The organism is Duganella margarita, from assembly GCF_009857535.1.
In the GTDB taxonomy this organism is placed as follows: Bacteria; Pseudomonadota; Gammaproteobacteria; order Burkholderiales; family Burkholderiaceae_D; genus Rugamonas; species Rugamonas margarita.
Genome location: NZ_WWCS01000005.1, coordinates 257,459 through 273,734 on the forward strand (window position 1 = coordinate 257,459; position 16,276 = coordinate 273,734).

The following is a 16,276-nucleotide window of genomic DNA, read 5'->3' on the forward strand; positions in this document are numbered from 1 at the left end:
CTATGCGGATTTTCCGTCTATCGATGCGCGGGAAAATATGTATAAATTTCAACAATGAAATGCTAGAGTAAGGTGTCAAAAAACATCACATTGATTGACATTTATACCAGCCGATAAGGGATCAAATGAAGACTAAGCTTCTGATAGTGTGTGCCGCCATCGCGGCCGTAACGGGTAGCTCGCAGGCCATTACTCTGCCGGGCACTACTCCCCTGACCAAACCGCGCGTGGCCGCCGATACGCGGATCGTCGACCTTGGCGTGGCCGCCTCGACCGATGTGAAGACCATCTCGCTGTCGCTGGCGGTCCGCAACGCCGACCAGCTGGATACGTTCATCGCCAGCCTGGCCGATCCGGCCAGCGCCAACTTCCGCAAATTCATTACCCCGCAGCAGTTTGCCGCCAACTATGGCCAGAGCGCGGAATCGGTGGCCAGCGTCGTCAGCTACCTGAAGTCCAAAGGCTTCACGGTCAACAAGGTGTTTGGCAACAACCTGCAGATCACCGCCACCGGCACCAATGCTCAGATTACCGCCGCCTTCGGCGCCAGCGTGCACAACTACTCGCTGCTGGGCAACCGCTTCCAGGCCGCCGCCACCACGCCGACCATCCCGACCGCGCTGGCGTCGATCGTGAAAGCGGTCAACGGCATCAGCACCCGCGCGCTGTTCAACAAGCATTCGACTGCTGTGCCGCGCACCGGCGCGCTGGCTGGCGACGTCAATCTGAAAGTGGCGGGCGCGATCGGCGGCGCCCCGGGCCAGTACACCACCACCGATCTGGCGTCCAAGTACAACATCAATCCGCTGTATGCGCGCGGCATCACCGGCGCCGGCAAGACCATCGGCATCGCCACCCTGGCCGGCTACCTGCAATCGGACGCTTTCGCCTACTGGAACCAGCTGGGCCTGAGCGTCAACAGCAACCGCATCACCGACGTGCTGGTCGACGGCGGTCCGCGTCCGCAGGACGGCCCGGGCTCGGACGGCGCCGGCGAAACCACGTTGGACGTGCAGCAGTCGGGCGGGGTGGCGCCGGGCGCCAACCTGCGCGTCTATCTGGCGCCGAATACCGACGCCGGCTTCATCGACGTGTTTGCGCAAGCGGTGGATGAGAACCTGGTCGACGTGCTGTCGGTCAGCTGGGGCAATCCGGAGGTGTATTTCGACGACGCCACCATCGCTGCCTTCCATGCCGTGTTCCAGCAGGCGGCCGCCCAGGGCATTCCGGTGATCGCCGCCTCGGGCGACGCCGGCGCGTTCGATATCAACCGTTCGCTGCCATATCCGGCTTGCACCACGCTGCTTGGGGTCGACTTCCCGGCCGCCGATCCGCTGGTGCTGGCGGCAGGCGGCACCACGCTGCCGAACACCGCAGTGCGTAAATACGGCACCGTCACCGTGCCGACCGAGCGCGCCTGGGGCTGGGACTACCAGAAAGACTATATCGTCAAGAACTACGGTACCGATCTGTACTACGCCAGCTACCTGGCCGTGGGCGGCGGCGGCGGCGTCAGCGCGCTGTACAACGTGCCGTCGTACCAGAAAAACCTGGCCGGGGTGCAGAAAACCGCCGCCGCGCAATCGCTGGTGTGCGAAAACGCGGTGTTCAACCAGGGCGCCGGCTATGGCGACTACCTGGACATCCCGGCCAACATCGCCGGCCGCAACCTGCCGGACGTGTCGCTCAATGCCGACCCGTACAGCGGTTACGCGGTGTACGTCAACGGCGCCTGGTCGACCGGTTCGGGTGGCACCAGCTTCGTCTCGCCGCAGCTGAACGGCATCCTGACCCTGATCAGCGCCGGCATCAACGGCCGCGTCGGTCCGATCAATCCGCAGCTGTACAGCGCCTTCAAGACCTACGGCTATGGCGCCGGCTCGCCGTTCAAGCCGATCACCGCCGGCACCAACCAGTTCTATCCGGCCACCGCCGGCTACAACCCGGCCACCGGTCTCGGTTCGCTGGATGTGAACGCGCTGGCCAAGGCGCTGGGCCTCAAGTAAGCATCGACGGGACGGCGCCCGGGTGGCCGCCGTCCTTTTCCTGACCTTTTAGATACGGATCGCACATGAAATTCTTCAAGCAACTCATCGTTACCGTCGCGCTGGCCATGAGCGCCTTCGCCGCCCATGCGCAAACCTTTGTCGGCAAAGACATCGGCGTGCCAGGCGACTTCAACAACACCTGGACCTTCTCTGGTTCGACCGACACCGCGCATGCCGCCGGTAAGTACTTCGAAGACTACTTCATCTTCAACGTGCCGGATACGCAATACATTTCGGTCACGCTGACCTCGCTATTGCGCGGCACGTCCGATAGCGTCAGCTTCCTTGGTGGCGGCTTTCTCATCTACACCTACAGCGACGGCGATGTGATGGCCGCAGTCGACGCCACCCAATCCCACACCGTCACCGGCGGCGCATGGCTGTTGGGCAGCGGCACCTACGGCCTGTATGTGGCTGGTAGCTATGCGCTCAACGGCGGCAACTACGGCGGCCAGATCCTGGGCACCCCGGTGATGGCCGTGCCGGAGCCTTCGAGCATCCTGATGCTGCTGGCCGGCATGGCGCTGGTCGCGGGCGTGGCGCAACGCCGTCGCCGCAGCTGAGCGGTTTTCACGGTATCGAACGCCGCGCTGCTGCGCTGATGCTGTTCGGTGAAGCGACGTCGTTCCCGCGCAGGCGGGAACCCATGCCGCGCTTGCCAGACGTGTTATGGATTCCCGCGTGCGCGGGAATGACGGTGCGAAATTTCAGGTTAGCTCAACAGCATTAGCGCGGCGGCAGGCCGCGCGACTCGGCGCAAGGGTCGTTCTCGTCGGGAATGTGGCGCACTTTGCTGGTGGCGGTGGCGGTGGCGGACGCGGCGGCGCCGCAGGCGGCGTGGCTGCCCTTGTCGGCGGCACCGGCCCGCGCCGGCGCCTCCTGCCTGGCCGGCGCACAGGCGGTAAGACACAGCAGCATCAGCCAGCGGGGAAGGGCGGAAGAGCTCATGGCGGACTCCACAAACGTTCGGTGCGTGGTTACATCAAAATCACGTCGTATTGTTCCTGATCGTAGGCGGTTTCCACTTGCAGTGAAATCTTCTTGCCGATGAAGTCGCCCAGCATCGCCAGGTGCTGCGACTCTTCTTCCAGAAACATGTCCACCACCTCCTGCGAGGCGAGGATGCGGAATTCGCGCGGGTTGAACTGCTTGGCTTCGCGCAGCAGTTCGCGCAGGATCTCGTAGCAGATGGTGCGCGAGGTCTTCACCTGGCCCTTGCCGTGGCAGGCCGGGCACGGTTCGCACAGGATGTGCGCCAGCGATTCGCGGGTGCGCTTGCGCGTCATCTCCACCAGCCCCAGCGCCGAGAAGTTGCTGACCGAGACCTTGGTGCGGTCGCGCGACAGCGCTTTCTTCAACTCGCCCAGCACGGCGTTGCGGTGCTCGGTGTTCTCCATGTCGATGAAGTCGAGGATGATGATGCCGCCCAGGTTGCGCAGGCGCAGCTGGCGGGCGATCGCGTGCGCCGCTTCCAGGTTGGTCTTGAAGATCGTATCGGCGAAATTGCGCCCGCCGACAAAGCCGCCGGTGTTGACGTCGATGGTGGTCATGGCCTCGGTCTGGTCGACGATCAGGTAGCCGCCCGACTTCAGGTCCACGCGCCGGCCCAGCGCGCGCAGGATTTCTTCTTCCACGCCGTACAGGTCGAACAGCGGCCGTTCGCCGGTGTAGTGGTGCAGCCGCGGCAGCACGCCCGGCGTATAGGCCTGGCCGAATTCCTGCAGGTTCAGATAGTTCTCGCGCGAGTCGACCTGGATGGTGGCGGTTTCGTCCTGCACGAAGTCGCGCAGCACGCGCTGGGCCAGGCTCAAGTCCTGGTGCAGCAGCGTGGTGGCCGGCTTGGTGCGGGCGCCGTGGGTGATTGCGGCCCAGGTCTTGCGCAGGTAGTCGACGTCGGCGGCGATGTCCGGGTCCGAGGCATCTTCCGCCTGCGTGCGGATGATGTAGCCGCCTTTTTCATCCTTGGGCAGCAGGCTTTGCAAACGCGTGCGCAGCGCTTCGCGTTCGGCTTCCTTTTCAATTTTTTGCGACACGCCGATATGGCCATCCTGCGGCAGGTACACCAGCATGCGGCCGGCGATCGAGATCTGCGTCGACAGCCGCGCACCCTTGGTGCCGATCGGGTCCTTGATCACCTGCACCGTCAGCACCTGGCCGTCGAACAGCAGCTTCTCGATCGGCGTCGGGGTGGCGTTGTTGCCGCCGTCGTGCGGGCGGGCTTCCCAGATATCGGCCACGTGCAAGAACGCGGCGCGTTCCAGGCCGATGTCGATAAAGGCGGATTGCATGCCGGGCAGCACGCGCACCACTTTGCCGGAATACACGTTACCGGCCAGGCCGCGCGTGAGCGTACGCTCGATATGGAGTTCCTGCACGGCGCCCTGGACGATCAGGGCGACGCGGGTTTCCTGCGGGGTGATGTTGATCAGGATGTCTTCGTTCATGCCCTGATCATACACGGCCCTCAAGGGAGCGGCAAACCGGCTTGGCGCAGCAGTTGCACCGTTTCGTAGATGGGCAGGCCCATGATGCCGGAATGGCTGCCGTCGATGTGTTCGATGAACTGCGCGGCCGGTCCCTGGATGCCGTAGGCGCCGGCCTTGTCGTATGGTTCGGCGGTGGCGCAGTAGGCGGCAATCGCGGCCGGCGACAGCACGCCGAAGCGCACCTCGGACACCTGCGTGATCTGCGCCGAGAAGCCGGCCGCTTCCACCGCGATCGCCGTCAGCACCTGGTGCGTGCGGCCCGACAGTTGCTGCAGCATGGCGGTCGCTTCGGCCGGATTGGCCGGCTTGCCGAGGATGGCGCCGTCGATGGTGACGGTGGTGTCGGCCGACAGCACCGGGCGCGGCGCCATGCGGCGGCGCACCACCAGGTCCGCCGCGAACACGGCTTTTTCCTTGGCCACGCGGGCAACGTAGTCGAGCGGCGCTTCGTTCGGCAGCACTTCTTCGGTCACATCGGCGCCGCGCGGGCCGTCGTTGCGCAGCAGCAGAAGTTCAAAGTCGATGCCCACCTGGCGCAGCAGTTCGCGCCGGCGCGGGCTTTTGGAAGCAAGGTAGATCTTCTTGTCGACCGGTTTCATATGGTTGTTGTTAGACGCGGTGATAAGGATGGTTCTGCGTAATGGTCCAGGCGCGGTACAGCTGCTCGGCCAGCATCACCCGCACCATACCATGCGGCAGCGTCATGCTGGAAATGCGGATCAGGCCTTCCGCGCGCGCCTTCAGCGCCGGATCGAGGCCGTCGGCGCCGCCGATCAGGAAGGCGGTGTCGCGGCCATCCTGCTGCCAGGTTTCCAGTTGCTGCGACAGGCCGACCGAGGTCAGGTCCTTGCCGCGTTCATCGAGGGCGATGATGCGCACCGATTTCGGCAGCGCCGCCTCGATGCGCTCACGCTCCAGCGCCATCGCGGTGGCGGCGGTTTTGCTGCCGGAACGCTCGACCGGCTTGATTTCCTTCAGCACGATCTTCAGTTCCGGCGGCATGCGCTTCACATACTCGGCGTAGCCGCTTTCGATCCAGGCCGGCATCTTGTGGCCGACCGCAGCGATAATCAGCTGCATGGCGGATTACTCTTCCGATTTTTTGATGCGCTTGATGACGGTTTTGACCGGCGCTTCGTCCGCCTTCGGCTTGGCGACTTTTGGCTTGGAAGCCTTCAGGGCCTTGACGGCGGCAGCGGTGGCCTTCGGCACGCCGACCTTGATCTTCTTGCCGGCTGGGACGGCGGCCGGTTTGGCGGCAGCTTTCTTCGTCGCGGTAGCGGCTTTGGCGGCGGCAGGCTTGCGTGCCGAGACCTTTTTCTCGACCACTGGCGACGCTTCCACGGCTTTTTTGCCGGCGGCCAGGTGGGTACTGACTTTCTTCGGCTCGGCGGCGGCTTCGCCTTCGGCGGTGTTCTTGCGCTTGGCGGCGCCCAGCTTCACCGGCTTGTCGCCCCACAGTTCTTCCAGGCGGTAGTAGGCGCGGATCGGCGCTTGCATGATGTGGACGATGATGTCGCCCAGGTCGACCAGCACCCATTCACCGGTGTCCTCGCCTTCCATGCCATAGACTTCGCCGCCGGCGGCTTTGACCTTGTCGCGCACCGAGGCGGCCAGCGCCTTGGTCTGGCGATTCGAGGTACCGGACGCGATGGCGATGCGGTCGAACAGGCTGGTGAGGTGGGTCGTGTCGAACAGGACGATGTCTTGGGCCTTGACGTCTTCGAGGGCGTCAACGACCAGGGTTTGCAGTTTTTTGATGTCCATTAGCTTTTGTATAGATGATGTTGTTCAATATAGTCTAGCACTAGCGGCGGGATAAGCGAGTCTGCCTTCTCCCCCCGTTGTAATGCCGCACGTATCTGGGTGGCGGAAATATCCACCGCGAAGTCTTGTGCCAGATAAGTCAGACCATGCGGCGTGTTACGGATTTGTTCAGGCGTTCCCAGTCGGCTGGAGAACGCCTCGGCCACTGCCGGCGGCAAGCCGGCGGTGGCCATGTCATAGCCTGGACGGGCCGCTACGCAGAAATGCGCGTAGCCGAACAGCGACTGCCAGTCGCGCCAGGTGTCGAAGCGCTGCAGCTGGTCGGCGCCCATCAGGAAGCTGATCGAGGCTTGCGGCCCCAGTTCGGCGCGGATCTGGCGCAGGGTGTCGATGGTGTACGTCGGCAGCCCCTGGGCGCCGCGCGCGATTTCCTGCAGGTCGACCGCGACGCTGAACGGGCGGCCGGCAAACGCCAGCGCCACCATGTCGGCGCGCTGCTGCGCCGAGGCTTTCAGCGTGGCTTTCTGCCACGGCAGTCCGGTCGGGATCACGCGCAACTGGTCGACCTGCAGCAGCGTGGCGAAATACTCGCCCAGCGCGACGTGACCTAGATGCACCGGATCGTAGCTGCCTCCCAGCAGTGCGATGCGGTATGCCATCTTATGCGGCAAGCCAGTCGCGGTGCGGCAGGAAGTCGGTGTACAGCGCCGCCTCCGGCGTGCCGTCCTCCGGCTCCCAGCGATAGCGCCATTTGACGATCGGCGGCATCGACATCAGGATCGCCTCGGTGCGGCCGCCGGATTGCAGGCCAAACAGCGTGCCGCGGTCGAATACCAGGTTGAATTCGACATAGCGGCCGCGCCGGTACGCCTGGAAATCGCGTTCGCGCTCGCCGTACGGCATGTCCTTGCGCGCTTCCAGGATCGGCAGGTAAGCGGTGAGGAAAGCGTCGCCGACGCTTTGCGTCATGGCGAAGCTTTGCTCGAAACCGCCGGCGCTATGGTCGTCGAAGAAAATGCCGCCGACGCCGCGCGCTTCCTGGCGGTGTTTCAGGTAAAAATACTCGTCGCACCATTGCTTGAACCTGCCGTGCAGCTCGTCGCCGAACGGGGCCAGGGCGTCATGGCAGCTCTGGTGGAAATGCCTGGCGTCGTCCTTGAAGCCGTAATACGGCGTCAGGTCCATGCCGCCGCCGAACCACCATACCGGCTCGCCGGCAGCGTTGGTGGTGCTGAAGAAGCGCACGTTCATGTGCACCGTCGGCGCGTACGGATTGCGCGGATGGATCACCAGCGACACGCCCATGGCTTCCCACGGGTTGCCGCCGATGTCCGGGCGATGGGCCGACGCCGACGGCGGCAGCCTGGCGCCCTGCACATGCGAGAAATTGACGCCGCCGCGTTCGATCACATTGCCTTCTTCCACCAGGCGCGAAATGCCGCCGCCGCCTTCCGGACGCTGCCACTCGTCGCGCAGGAATGGCGTGCCGTCGATGGCTTCCAGTCGCTGCACGATGCGCGCTTGCAGGTCGAGCAGCCAGGCCTTGACGGCTGCCGGCTGCGGTGGCGAGGCGGTGGCGGTCATCTTAGTGTTTCAGACCACGCCAGCCGATGTCGCGGCGGCACTGCATGCCGGCGAAGTGGATCTGGTCGACCACTTCGTACGCGGTTTTCTGCGCCAGCTTGACGCTGTCGCCCAGGCCGACCGCGCACAGCACGCGGCCACCGGTTACCACCAGCTGGCCGTCCACTTCGGCGGTGCCGGCGTGGAAGGTTACCGCTTCCGGCGTTTCGGCCGGGATGCCGTCGATCACGGCGCCTTTCAGCGGCGCGTCCGGATAGCCTTCGGCGGCCAGCACCACGCCGACGGCGGTGCGGCGGTCCCATTCCAGTTCGATCTGGTCCAGCGTGCCGTTGACGGCGTGTTCCATCACCGCCAGCAGGTCGGTCTTCAGGCGCGACATGATCGGCTGGGTTTCCGGATCGCCCATGCGGCAGTTGAATTCCAGCGTGCGCGGATTGCCGGCGGCGTCGATCATCAGGCCGGCGTACAGGAAGCCGGTGAAGACGATGCCGTCCTTCGCCATGCCGGCGATGGTCGGGTTGATGATCTCGCGCATTACGCGGGCGTGCATCGCCGGCGTGACGATCGGGGCAGGGGAGTACGCACCCATGCCGCCGGTGTTCGGACCTTCGTCGTTGTCCTTCAGGCGTTTGTGATCCTGGCTGGTGGCCAGCGGCAGGATGTTTTTGCCATCGCACATGACGATGAAGCTGGCTTCTTCGCCGGCCAGGAATTCTTCGATGACGATGCGGGCGCCGGCGTCGCCGAAGCGGTTATCGGCCAGCATGTCGTCCACCGCCTGGTGGGCTTCTTCCAGCGACAGCGCCACCACCACACCCTTGCCGGCAGCCAGGCCGTCGGCCTTGATGACGATCGGTGCGCCGTGGGCGTCGATGTAGGCGTGCGCCGGGGCGACGTCCGAGAAGGTTTCGTACTTGGCGGTCGGGATGCCGTGGCGGTGCATGAAGGCCTTGGCGAAGTCTTTCGACGACTCCAGCTGCGCCGCTTCTTTGGTCGGGCCGAAGATTTTCAGGCCGCGCGCGCGGAACAGGTTGACGATGCCGCCGGCCAGCGGGGTTTCCGGGCCGACCACGGTCAGGCTGATGCCTTCGCTCTCGACGAAGTTCGCCAGCTCGTGCAGGTCGGTGATGTTGACGTTGACCAGGCGCGAGTCGCGCGCGGTGCCGCCGTTGCCGGGGGCCACGTACACCATCTGGATGCGCTCGGACTGCGCCAGTTTCCAGGCCAGTGCATGTTCACGGCCGCCGGAGCCGACTACCAATATTTTCATAATCCCTCAGTCTTCGCTCAGTCTTCAATCAGGGTGTTGGAATACACTTCCTGCACATCATCCAGCGCTTCCAGCGCGTCCAGCAGTTTCTGCATCTTGATCGCGTTGTCGCCGGTGACGGCGATTTCGACATCCGGCTTCATGATGATCTCGGCCACTTCGGCCTTGAAGCCCTTGGCTTCCAACGCATCCTTGACGGCGGCGAAGTCGTGCGGGCCGCACAGCACTTCGATGCCGCCTTCTTCATCGGTGACCACGTCTTCGGCGCCGGCTTCCAGCGCCGCTTCCATCAGCGCGTCTTCACTGGTGCCCGGCGCGAACAGGAACTGGCCGCAATGCTTGAACATGAAGGCCACCGAGCCTTCGTTGCCCATGTTGCCGCCATTCTTGTTGAAGGCGTTGCGCACTTCGGCCACGGTACGCACGCGGTTGTCGGTCATGCAGTCGACGATGATCGCCGCGCCGCCGACGCCGTAGCCTTCGTAGCGGACTTCCTCGTAGGCCGCGCCGTCTTCGCCGCCGGTGCCGCGGGTGATCGCGCGCTGCACGTTATCTTTCGGCATATTGGCGTCGGCCGCCTTGTCGATGGCGAGGCGCAGGCGCGGATTCGACGTGATGTCGCCGCCGCCCATGCGCGCAGCAACGGTGATTTCCTTGATCAGGCGAGTCCAGATCTTGCCGCGTTTCGCGTCAGTTGCTGCCTTTTTGTGCTTGATGTTGGCCCATTTGCTGTGTCCAGCCATGTTCGGTCTTCCTTCGGCGGTGTGTCGGTAATTTAAGCGATGGTGCTGCGGTGAGGGCGGTATTCTAGCATAAGAGCCTTGACAGAAACCGTCCGGGCCTCCCCATGCTGCTGCTAGAGGCCAGCCTCCACTTTTTGTAGGCAAGTTGTCACATCTGCCTGCTAATGTTGATTCTTTTGTCACTATTACATTGGCGGGAGTGAACATGGATCGTCGGCAGTTTATTAAATTCGGCAGCTTTATCACGGTATCGGTGGCTTCGGGCGTGGGCTTGACTGCCTGCGGCGGTAGCGATGGCGCGCCCGGCAGCGACCTGGCGCTGGCCAGCGGCGCCTGGAAATTCCCGCAAAGCGTGGCCTCCGGCGACCCGCGCGCCGACAGCATCATGCTGTGGACCCGCGCCGTGCCGGCAGCCTTCGACAACGTTGCCGTCGCCACCGGCAGCGACACCGCCATCCGCCTAGTGGTCACCACCACCGACAACAGCGCCGCGCTGGGCAGCAATGTGGCGCTGAGCGGCGCCACCGTGGCCGACGTCAAGCTGCCGTTGCAGGTGCAGTACGACAACACCGTGCGCCACAAGCTGACCGGCCTGTCGGCCGCCACCACTTACTATTACCAGTTCATCGCCGGCGACAACCGCTCCAACGTTGGCCGCTTCAAGACCGCACCGGCGGCCGATGCCGACGTCGCGCAGCTGCAGTTCGTCTACATGACCTGCCAGGACTGGAGCGTCAACCATTGGGGCGCGATGACGTCGATCGCCGCCGAGCAGCTGGACTTCATCGTCCACCTGGGCGATTACATCTACGAAACCGTGGGCGAGGACTTCCAGCAGGGCGCGGTGGAAAGCCGCCACGACGCGCTGGTGCTGCCGGATGGCGTATTCAAAAACGGCACGTCCGGCGCCAAGTACGCCAACACCGTTAACGACTACCGCTACCTGTACAAGAAATACCGCACCGACACCCGCCTGCAGGCGCTGCACGAGCGCTTCGCCTTCATTGCCATCTGGGATGACCACGAATTCACCGACGATGCCTGGCAGGACGCCGAAACCTACGACGGCTCCTTCAACGCCGACGGCTCCGACCTGCACCAGCCGGCACGCCGCCGCAGCGCCAACCAGGCGTGGTTTGAATACATGCCGGCCGATGTGACGCTGGACGCGGCCAACACCACCTTCCAGAACATCAAGATTTACCGCGACTTCCAGTTCGGCAAGCTGATGCAGCTGGTGATGACCGACGAGCGCCTGTACCGCGCGGACCACATCATCCCGGAATCGTCGATCAACCCGGCCACCGGCAAGCCGCTGGGGCGCATCGGCTCGCGCTACCTGGTGCCGCAGGACCTGTTCAACAGCGTGGAAGCGCAGAAGATGGCCGGCGCCAGGAGCATCGGCCTCGACCCGCTGACCACCGCCACCATCCTTGGCAACACCCAGCGCCAGTGGTGGATGGACAAGATGAAGGCTGCCACCGCGACCTGGAAACTGTGGGGCAACGAAGTCTCGCTGCTGCGCATGGGCCTGAACGGCGTGGACGCCATCGCCACCTTGCTGGCCTTGAACGCAGTAACGAGCGTGGCGACTTCGGTTGGCGCCACGGCGGCAGCGGCGGGCGGCAACTTTGCCGTGGCTGGGGCGATTGTGCCCGGTGTGACGGCGGGGGCTTCGTCGGCCGTGGCGCAAGCGGCAGCAGTCGCCATCGCCACCAGGGCGGCCGGCGGCGCTGCGGCGGATGCGCAAGTGGCGGCTGGCGTGGCGGCTGGTCTGACGGCGGCCCAGGCGGCGATTGCCGTCGCCACCTTCGGCAAGGTCGCTACTGCGGCGGCTGCCGGCCAGAGCGGCGCGGCGCTGGCGGCGGTGGCAGGGCAGACCATCGCCTTCGGCTACATCAAGCCGGAAGTGCAGGCCAACAAGGCCAATTCGGCGTTTGTGGCGGCGTCCGGCAAGAAGGATGCGCTGTCGGCGTTCTTCACCAGGTTCCTGCTCAACTGCGACCAGTGGGACGGCTACAACAGCGAGCGCAAGGCGCTGATGGCCCACCTGAAGAGCAACAACATCGGCAACGTGGTGGCGATCACCGGCGACATCCACGCCTTCTTCGCCGGCACCGTTAACGACGACTTTGATGCCACCGGTGGCGGCACTCCGGTGATGGTGGACCTGGTATCGGCTGGCATCAGTTCGGACTCGTTCTTCAGCTACCTGCGCGACGCGGCGTCGGCGCTGGGCGACATCGGCACACTGGTGTCCTACCCGGTCGCGGTGCCGGTGACCGGGCTGGGCACGGTCAACCTGAGCTTCAACCTGCTGGACTACACCATGGGCAAAGCGGCGCCGACGGTGGCGTCGCTGGCCGAACAGACCCGCGTGCAACTGCGCGGCGCGCTGGCGGCGAAAGGCGTGCCGGAGTCGCAGCTGGAGGCGACCACGGCTGCCGTTCTGACCGGCCTGCAAGCCAACAGCGACTTCAACACCAGCCTGTTGACGCTGGCCCAGCAGTTGTCCGCGCTGGGCAATAATGGCTGGCTGAAGCATCTGAACACCGATGCACAAGGCTACACGCTGGTGACGCTGACCCCAGGCAAAATGACGGCCCAGTTCCGCCAGGTGAACAAGCTGGTGGGCGCCACCGCCCCTGCCACCATCGTCGCCCGCACCACCACCGCGACGGTCACTGCCGGCGCAGCCGCCGTAACGATCAGCTAACCCCCGTCGTTCCCGCGCAGGCGGGAACCCATAGGCCGTGTGCCATTCCCGGTCAGCATGGGTTCCCGCTTTCGCGGGAACGACGGGGCGGTCTGCGGCCGTCCGCATTTGCCCGTACAATCCCAGGTATGGACAAAAGCACCACACACAGCCCGCTGACGCGCGCGGCATTTCTCAGCGGGTTGGGTATCGCCATCGGCGGCTCGGTCCTGTTTTCCACCAAGGCCATCGTCGCCAAGCTGCTGTACCGCTACCATATCGACGCCGTCACCCTGATCGCCTTCCGCATGCTGTTCTCGGTGCCGGTGTTTGCCGCCGTCGCCGTGTGGAAGATGCGCACCGGCGCGCCGCTGACCGGCGGCGACCGCTGGCGCATCCTCGGCCTCGGCCTGGTCGGCTACTATCTGTCCAGCTTCCTCGACTTCCTCGGCCTGCAATACATCTCGGTCGGCCTGGAGCGGCTGATCCTGTTCCTGACGCCCACCTTCGTGCTGCTGATCAGCTCCACCTTCCTCAAGCAGCACATCAGCCGCAAGCAGTGGATGGCGCTGCTGATCTCCTACTGCGGCATCGTGCTGGTATTCGTTCATGACCTTCAGGGCGGCCACAACGTGGTGCTGGGCGCTGCGCTGGTGACCGGCTCGGCCGCCGCCTACGCCGCCTACCTGCTGCTGTCCGGCGAAATGGTCAAGCGGCTCGGCCCCCTCAAGCTGGTGTCGTACGCGATGTGCGTCTCGACCGTGGCCTGCGTCGGCCAGTTCTTCCTGCTGCGTCCGCCCGGGTTGCTGATCCAGCCGCTGCCGGTGTACGGCCTGTCGCTGCTGAACGGCCTGCTGTGCACGGTGGCGCCGGTGTTCATGACCATGATCGCCGTCGAACGCATCGGCGCCGGCACCGCCTCGCAGGCTGGTATGATCGGCCCGGTGTCAACGTTGTTCCTGGGCGCGCTGCTGCTGGGCGAACCCGTCACCTCCTGGCAACTGGGCGGCACCGCCCTCGTGCTGGCCGGGATCTATCTGCTGTCCAAAAAATAAACTAGGATCGAGACATGAAATTCCGTATTGCCCTGATTGCGCACGACAAGAAAAAAGACGACATGATCACGCTGGCCACTGAATACAAGGCGTTCCTGTCAACCTGCGCGCTGGTGGCCACCGGCACCACCGGCGGGCGCCTGATCAATGAAGTCGGCCTCGACGTGGAACGCAAGCACTCCGGCCCGTTCGGCGGCGACTTGCAGATCGGCTCGCTGCTGGTGGAAGGCCAGATCGACTGTGTGATCTTCCTGCGCGATCCGATGACGCCGCAGCCGCACGAGCCGGACATCAACGCCCTGGTGCGCGCCTGCGACGTGCACAATACGCCGTGCGCCACCAACCTGTCGTCGGCACATCTGGTACTGTCTCAGCTTCAGCAGCGCGCTGCCTAATTCAGGAGAAAAGCAATGGTCAAGGCGATCCGCATCAACCGCGTCGGCGGTCCCGAAGTGATGGAACTGGTGGAGGTCGATTTGCCGCCGCCCGGTCCGGGCGAGGTGCGGATGCGCCATGAAGCGATTGGCCTGAACTACATCGACGTCTACCACCGCACCGGCCTGTACCCGCAACCAATGCCCGGCGCGCTGGGCGTGGAAGGCGCCGGCGTGGTGGAGGAGGTGGGCGAGGGCGTGACCGACCTGAAAGTGGGCGACCGCGTGGCCTACGGCGGCCGTCCGCTGGGTTCGTATTCGGAGGCGCGCATCATCCCGGCCTCGCAGCTGCTGGTGCTGCCGAACCAGATCGAATTCGACACCGCCGCCGCCATGATGCTGCAAGGGCTGACGGTGCAATACCTGTTCCACCGCACGGTGCCGCTGAAGGCCGGCGACACCATCTTGTTCCACGCGGCGGCCGGCGGCGTCGGCCTGATCGCCTGCCAGTGGGCACGCGTGATGGGCGTCAAGCTGATCGGCACGGTCGGTTCGGAAGAGAAGGCGGCGCTGGCGATTGAAAACGGCGCCACCGAGGTCATCAACTACAACAAGGAAAACTTCACCGAGCGGGTGAAGGAACTGACCGACGGCAAGGGCGTGTCGGCGGTGTACGACTCGATCGGCAAGGACACCTTCATCGGCTCGCTGGACTGCCTGCAGCCGCTGGGCACCATGGTCAGCTTCGGCAACGCTTCCGGTCCGGTGGCGCCGTTCAGCCTGAGCGAACTAGCCAGCCGTGGCTCGCTGTTCGTCACGCGGCCGACCCTGATGACCTACGCCGCCAGGCGCGAGGACCTGGAAGCGATGGCCAAGTCGCTGTTCGGCGTGGTCAGCAGCGGGGAAGTGAAAATCGACATCCGCCAACGCTATGCGCTGGCCGACGTGCAGCAGGCCCACCGCGACCTGGAAGCGCGCAAGACCACCGGCTCGACCATCCTGCTGCCATGAGCGCGGCACCGGAAGAGCGCGACAACGACACGCAAAGCGACGAGCGCGACGACGGCGACTTTTCGGACATGCTGAGCGAGATGCGCATCCTGCTGCCGGGGGCGCAGATGCTGTCGGCGTTTTTGATCATCCTGCCGTTCAACGGCGGCTTTGCCAAGATCGTCCACCTGGAAAAGCTGCTGTTCCTGGCGACTTTTTTGTTTGCGCTGGCCAGCCTGGTGCTGCTGAGCGCGCCGGCGATCCAGCACCGGCTGCTGCGGCCGCTAAAGGACCGGGCCCGCTTCAAGCGCATCGCCACGCGCCAGATCGTCGCCGGCGCGTTTGCGCTGGCGATCGCCCTGGTGCTGGGGACGGATCTGGTGATGTCGGAAGTGTTTGGCGCCACCGTGGGGCTGGCGGTTGCCGCCGTGATGGGGCTGCTGATTGTCTGCGCCTGGTGGCTGATGCCGGTCTACCTGAAGCGCCGGCTTTGACGCGTCGCTCCCGCGCAAGCGGGAGTCCATGCTGAGCGTGGATTCCCGCCTGCGCGGGCACGACGTCAGTTAGCCTTCGGCGCCGGATTGGCCGCCTGCACCGTCGGCGTTTTCGGATCGATGGTGATGTCGATGGTGCGCGGCACGCCGTTCTGGCCCGGGAAACCGGTGAACGCACTCTGTACCAGCGCCGGCATCACATACGGCGTCGCCTGCACGCCGCTGGTGTTCTGCACCGTCACGTCATACAGCTTGCGGCCCGCCACGGTATCGATGGTGACGCGCAGCTGGCGCTGATACTGGTGCTTGATCTGCTCGCTCACATAGCGCGGACCGAAACGGTACGGATCGTAGAAGAACGGACGATAGGCCCAGCGCGAATAGCCAAAGCGGCCATAGTAGCCGTAGCGGCCGAAGCCCGGACCCCAGTACGGATCGTCAAACGGATCGGCCTGAATCACGCGCACCGGATGATCGATGGTGAAGTATTTCATGCTGACCATCAGCTGCGGCTGCTGGCCTTCGCCCGCCTGGTGGAAGCCCAGTTGGGTCAGCTGATTGGCCACCAGCGCCTGGTAATTGCGGAATTCCAGCGTATCGTTGGCCCCCTGCGGCGCCTCGAAGGCGAAGGATTTGTCCTGGAGATCGGCGGCCGGCCAGTCGTTGAACGCGGTCACATTGCTGTGCAAGGTGGTCGCGCAACCGCTCAGCAGCATGACGGCGGCGGCCCCCAGCATGGCGAGATACTTTTTCATGATGATGCCCTTTCA

17 protein-coding genes are annotated in these 16,276 nt (G+C 64.6%); 7 read left to right on the forward strand and 10 right to left on the reverse strand.

Annotation, left to right across the window (positions count from 1 at the left end; translation table 11 throughout):
* The first annotated feature begins 125 nt into the window (after positions 1–125).
* Both GTP55_RS10280 and GTP55_RS10285 read left to right on the forward strand, forming a co-directional pair.
* Positions 126–2,006: a S53 family peptidase gene (locus GTP55_RS10280; RefSeq protein ID WP_161044831.1), complete on the forward strand. Its 1,881-nt coding sequence runs from the start codon at positions 126–128 to the stop codon at positions 2,004–2,006.
* 65 nt (positions 2,007–2,071) lie between these two features.
* On the forward strand, positions 2,072–2,611 hold the full coding sequence (locus tag GTP55_RS10285; RefSeq protein WP_161044832.1) for an FxDxF family PEP-CTERM protein: 540 nt from the start codon (positions 2,072–2,074) through the stop codon (positions 2,609–2,611).
* 163 nt (positions 2,612–2,774) lie between these two features.
* Here the strand turns inward: GTP55_RS10285 and GTP55_RS10290 are convergent, their stop codons facing one another.
* The 9 genes from GTP55_RS10290 to GTP55_RS10330 are packed head-to-tail and all read right to left on the reverse strand — an operon-like array spanning position 2,775 to position 9,898.
* Positions 2,775–2,996 (reverse strand): hypothetical protein, encoded by a 222-nt coding sequence (locus GTP55_RS10290; protein ID WP_161044833.1) that lies wholly within the window; start codon positions 2,994–2,996, stop codon positions 2,775–2,777.
* A gap of 29 nt (positions 2,997–3,025) precedes the next feature.
* Complete coding sequence (gene rng, locus GTP55_RS10295; protein ID WP_161044834.1) at positions 3,026–4,492, reverse strand: ribonuclease G; 1,467 nt, start codon at positions 4,490–4,492, stop codon at positions 3,026–3,028.
* Positions 4,493–4,512: 20 nt separating this feature from the next.
* Positions 4,513–5,133 carry a Maf family protein gene (locus GTP55_RS10300; protein ID WP_161044835.1) on the reverse strand — a complete coding sequence of 207 codons (621 nt, stop codon included), beginning with the start codon at positions 5,131–5,133 and terminating at the stop codon, positions 4,513–4,515.
* Between the two features lie 10 nt (positions 5,134–5,143).
* Complete coding sequence (gene rlmH, locus GTP55_RS10305) at positions 5,144–5,614, reverse strand: 23S rRNA (pseudouridine(1915)-N(3))-methyltransferase RlmH (protein WP_160989439.1); 471 nt, start codon at positions 5,612–5,614, stop codon at positions 5,144–5,146.
* Between the two features lie 6 nt (positions 5,615–5,620).
* The gene (gene rsfS, locus GTP55_RS10310; RefSeq protein WP_161044836.1) at positions 5,621–6,301 is read right to left on the reverse strand and encodes a ribosome silencing factor; all 681 of its coding nucleotides are present in this window, start codon (positions 6,299–6,301) and stop codon (positions 5,621–5,623) included.
* Positions 6,301–6,960 (reverse strand): nicotinate-nucleotide adenylyltransferase, encoded by a 660-nt coding sequence (locus GTP55_RS10315; RefSeq protein WP_161044837.1) that lies wholly within the window; start codon positions 6,958–6,960, stop codon positions 6,301–6,303. The genes rsfS and GTP55_RS10315 overlap by 1 nt, the downstream gene beginning before the upstream one ends.
* A 1-nt stretch (position 6,961) precedes the next feature.
* Positions 6,962–7,885, reverse strand: a complete 924-nt coding sequence (gene hemF / locus GTP55_RS10320) for an oxygen-dependent coproporphyrinogen oxidase (RefSeq protein WP_161044838.1) — start codon at positions 7,883–7,885, stop codon at positions 6,962–6,964.
* A 1-nt stretch (position 7,886) separates the two neighbouring features.
* The gene (gene purD, locus GTP55_RS10325; RefSeq protein WP_161044839.1) at positions 7,887–9,155 is read right to left on the reverse strand and encodes a phosphoribosylamine--glycine ligase; all 1,269 of its coding nucleotides are present in this window, start codon (positions 9,153–9,155) and stop codon (positions 7,887–7,889) included.
* A 17-nt stretch (positions 9,156–9,172) separates the two neighbouring features.
* Positions 9,173–9,898 (reverse strand): YebC/PmpR family DNA-binding transcriptional regulator, encoded by a 726-nt coding sequence (locus tag GTP55_RS10330; RefSeq protein WP_161044840.1) that lies wholly within the window; start codon positions 9,896–9,898, stop codon positions 9,173–9,175.
* A 205-nt stretch (positions 9,899–10,103) separates the two neighbouring features.
* Between GTP55_RS10330 and GTP55_RS10335 the strand changes: the two genes are divergently transcribed.
* From GTP55_RS10335 to GTP55_RS10355, 5 genes are all read left to right on the forward strand, one after another.
* Positions 10,104–12,614 (forward strand): alkaline phosphatase D family protein, encoded by a 2,511-nt coding sequence (locus GTP55_RS10335; RefSeq protein ID WP_161044841.1) that lies wholly within the window; start codon positions 10,104–10,106, stop codon positions 12,612–12,614.
* Between the two features lie 128 nt (positions 12,615–12,742).
* On the forward strand, positions 12,743–13,648 hold the full coding sequence (locus tag GTP55_RS10340) for a DMT family transporter (RefSeq protein WP_161044842.1): 906 nt from the start codon (positions 12,743–12,745) through the stop codon (positions 13,646–13,648).
* Positions 13,649–13,662: 14 nt separating this feature from the next.
* Positions 13,663–14,043: a methylglyoxal synthase gene (locus GTP55_RS10345; RefSeq protein ID WP_161044843.1), complete on the forward strand. Its 381-nt coding sequence runs from the start codon at positions 13,663–13,665 to the stop codon at positions 14,041–14,043.
* Positions 14,044–14,058: 15 nt separating this feature from the next.
* On the forward strand, positions 14,059–15,033 hold the full coding sequence (locus GTP55_RS10350; RefSeq protein WP_161044844.1) for a quinone oxidoreductase family protein: 975 nt from the start codon (positions 14,059–14,061) through the stop codon (positions 15,031–15,033).
* Positions 15,030–15,506, forward strand: coding sequence for a DUF6328 family protein (locus GTP55_RS10355; protein WP_161044845.1), 477 nt, complete (start codon positions 15,030–15,032; stop codon positions 15,504–15,506). Before GTP55_RS10350 ends, GTP55_RS10355 begins: the two co-directional genes overlap by 4 nt.
* A gap of 65 nt (positions 15,507–15,571) precedes the next feature.
* On the opposite strand, the gene GTP55_RS10360 is transcribed toward GTP55_RS10355, so the two are convergent.
* Positions 15,572–16,261, reverse strand: a complete 690-nt coding sequence (locus GTP55_RS10360; protein WP_229257857.1) for a DUF4136 domain-containing protein — start codon at positions 16,259–16,261, stop codon at positions 15,572–15,574.
* Positions 16,262–16,276 lie beyond the last annotated feature (15 nt).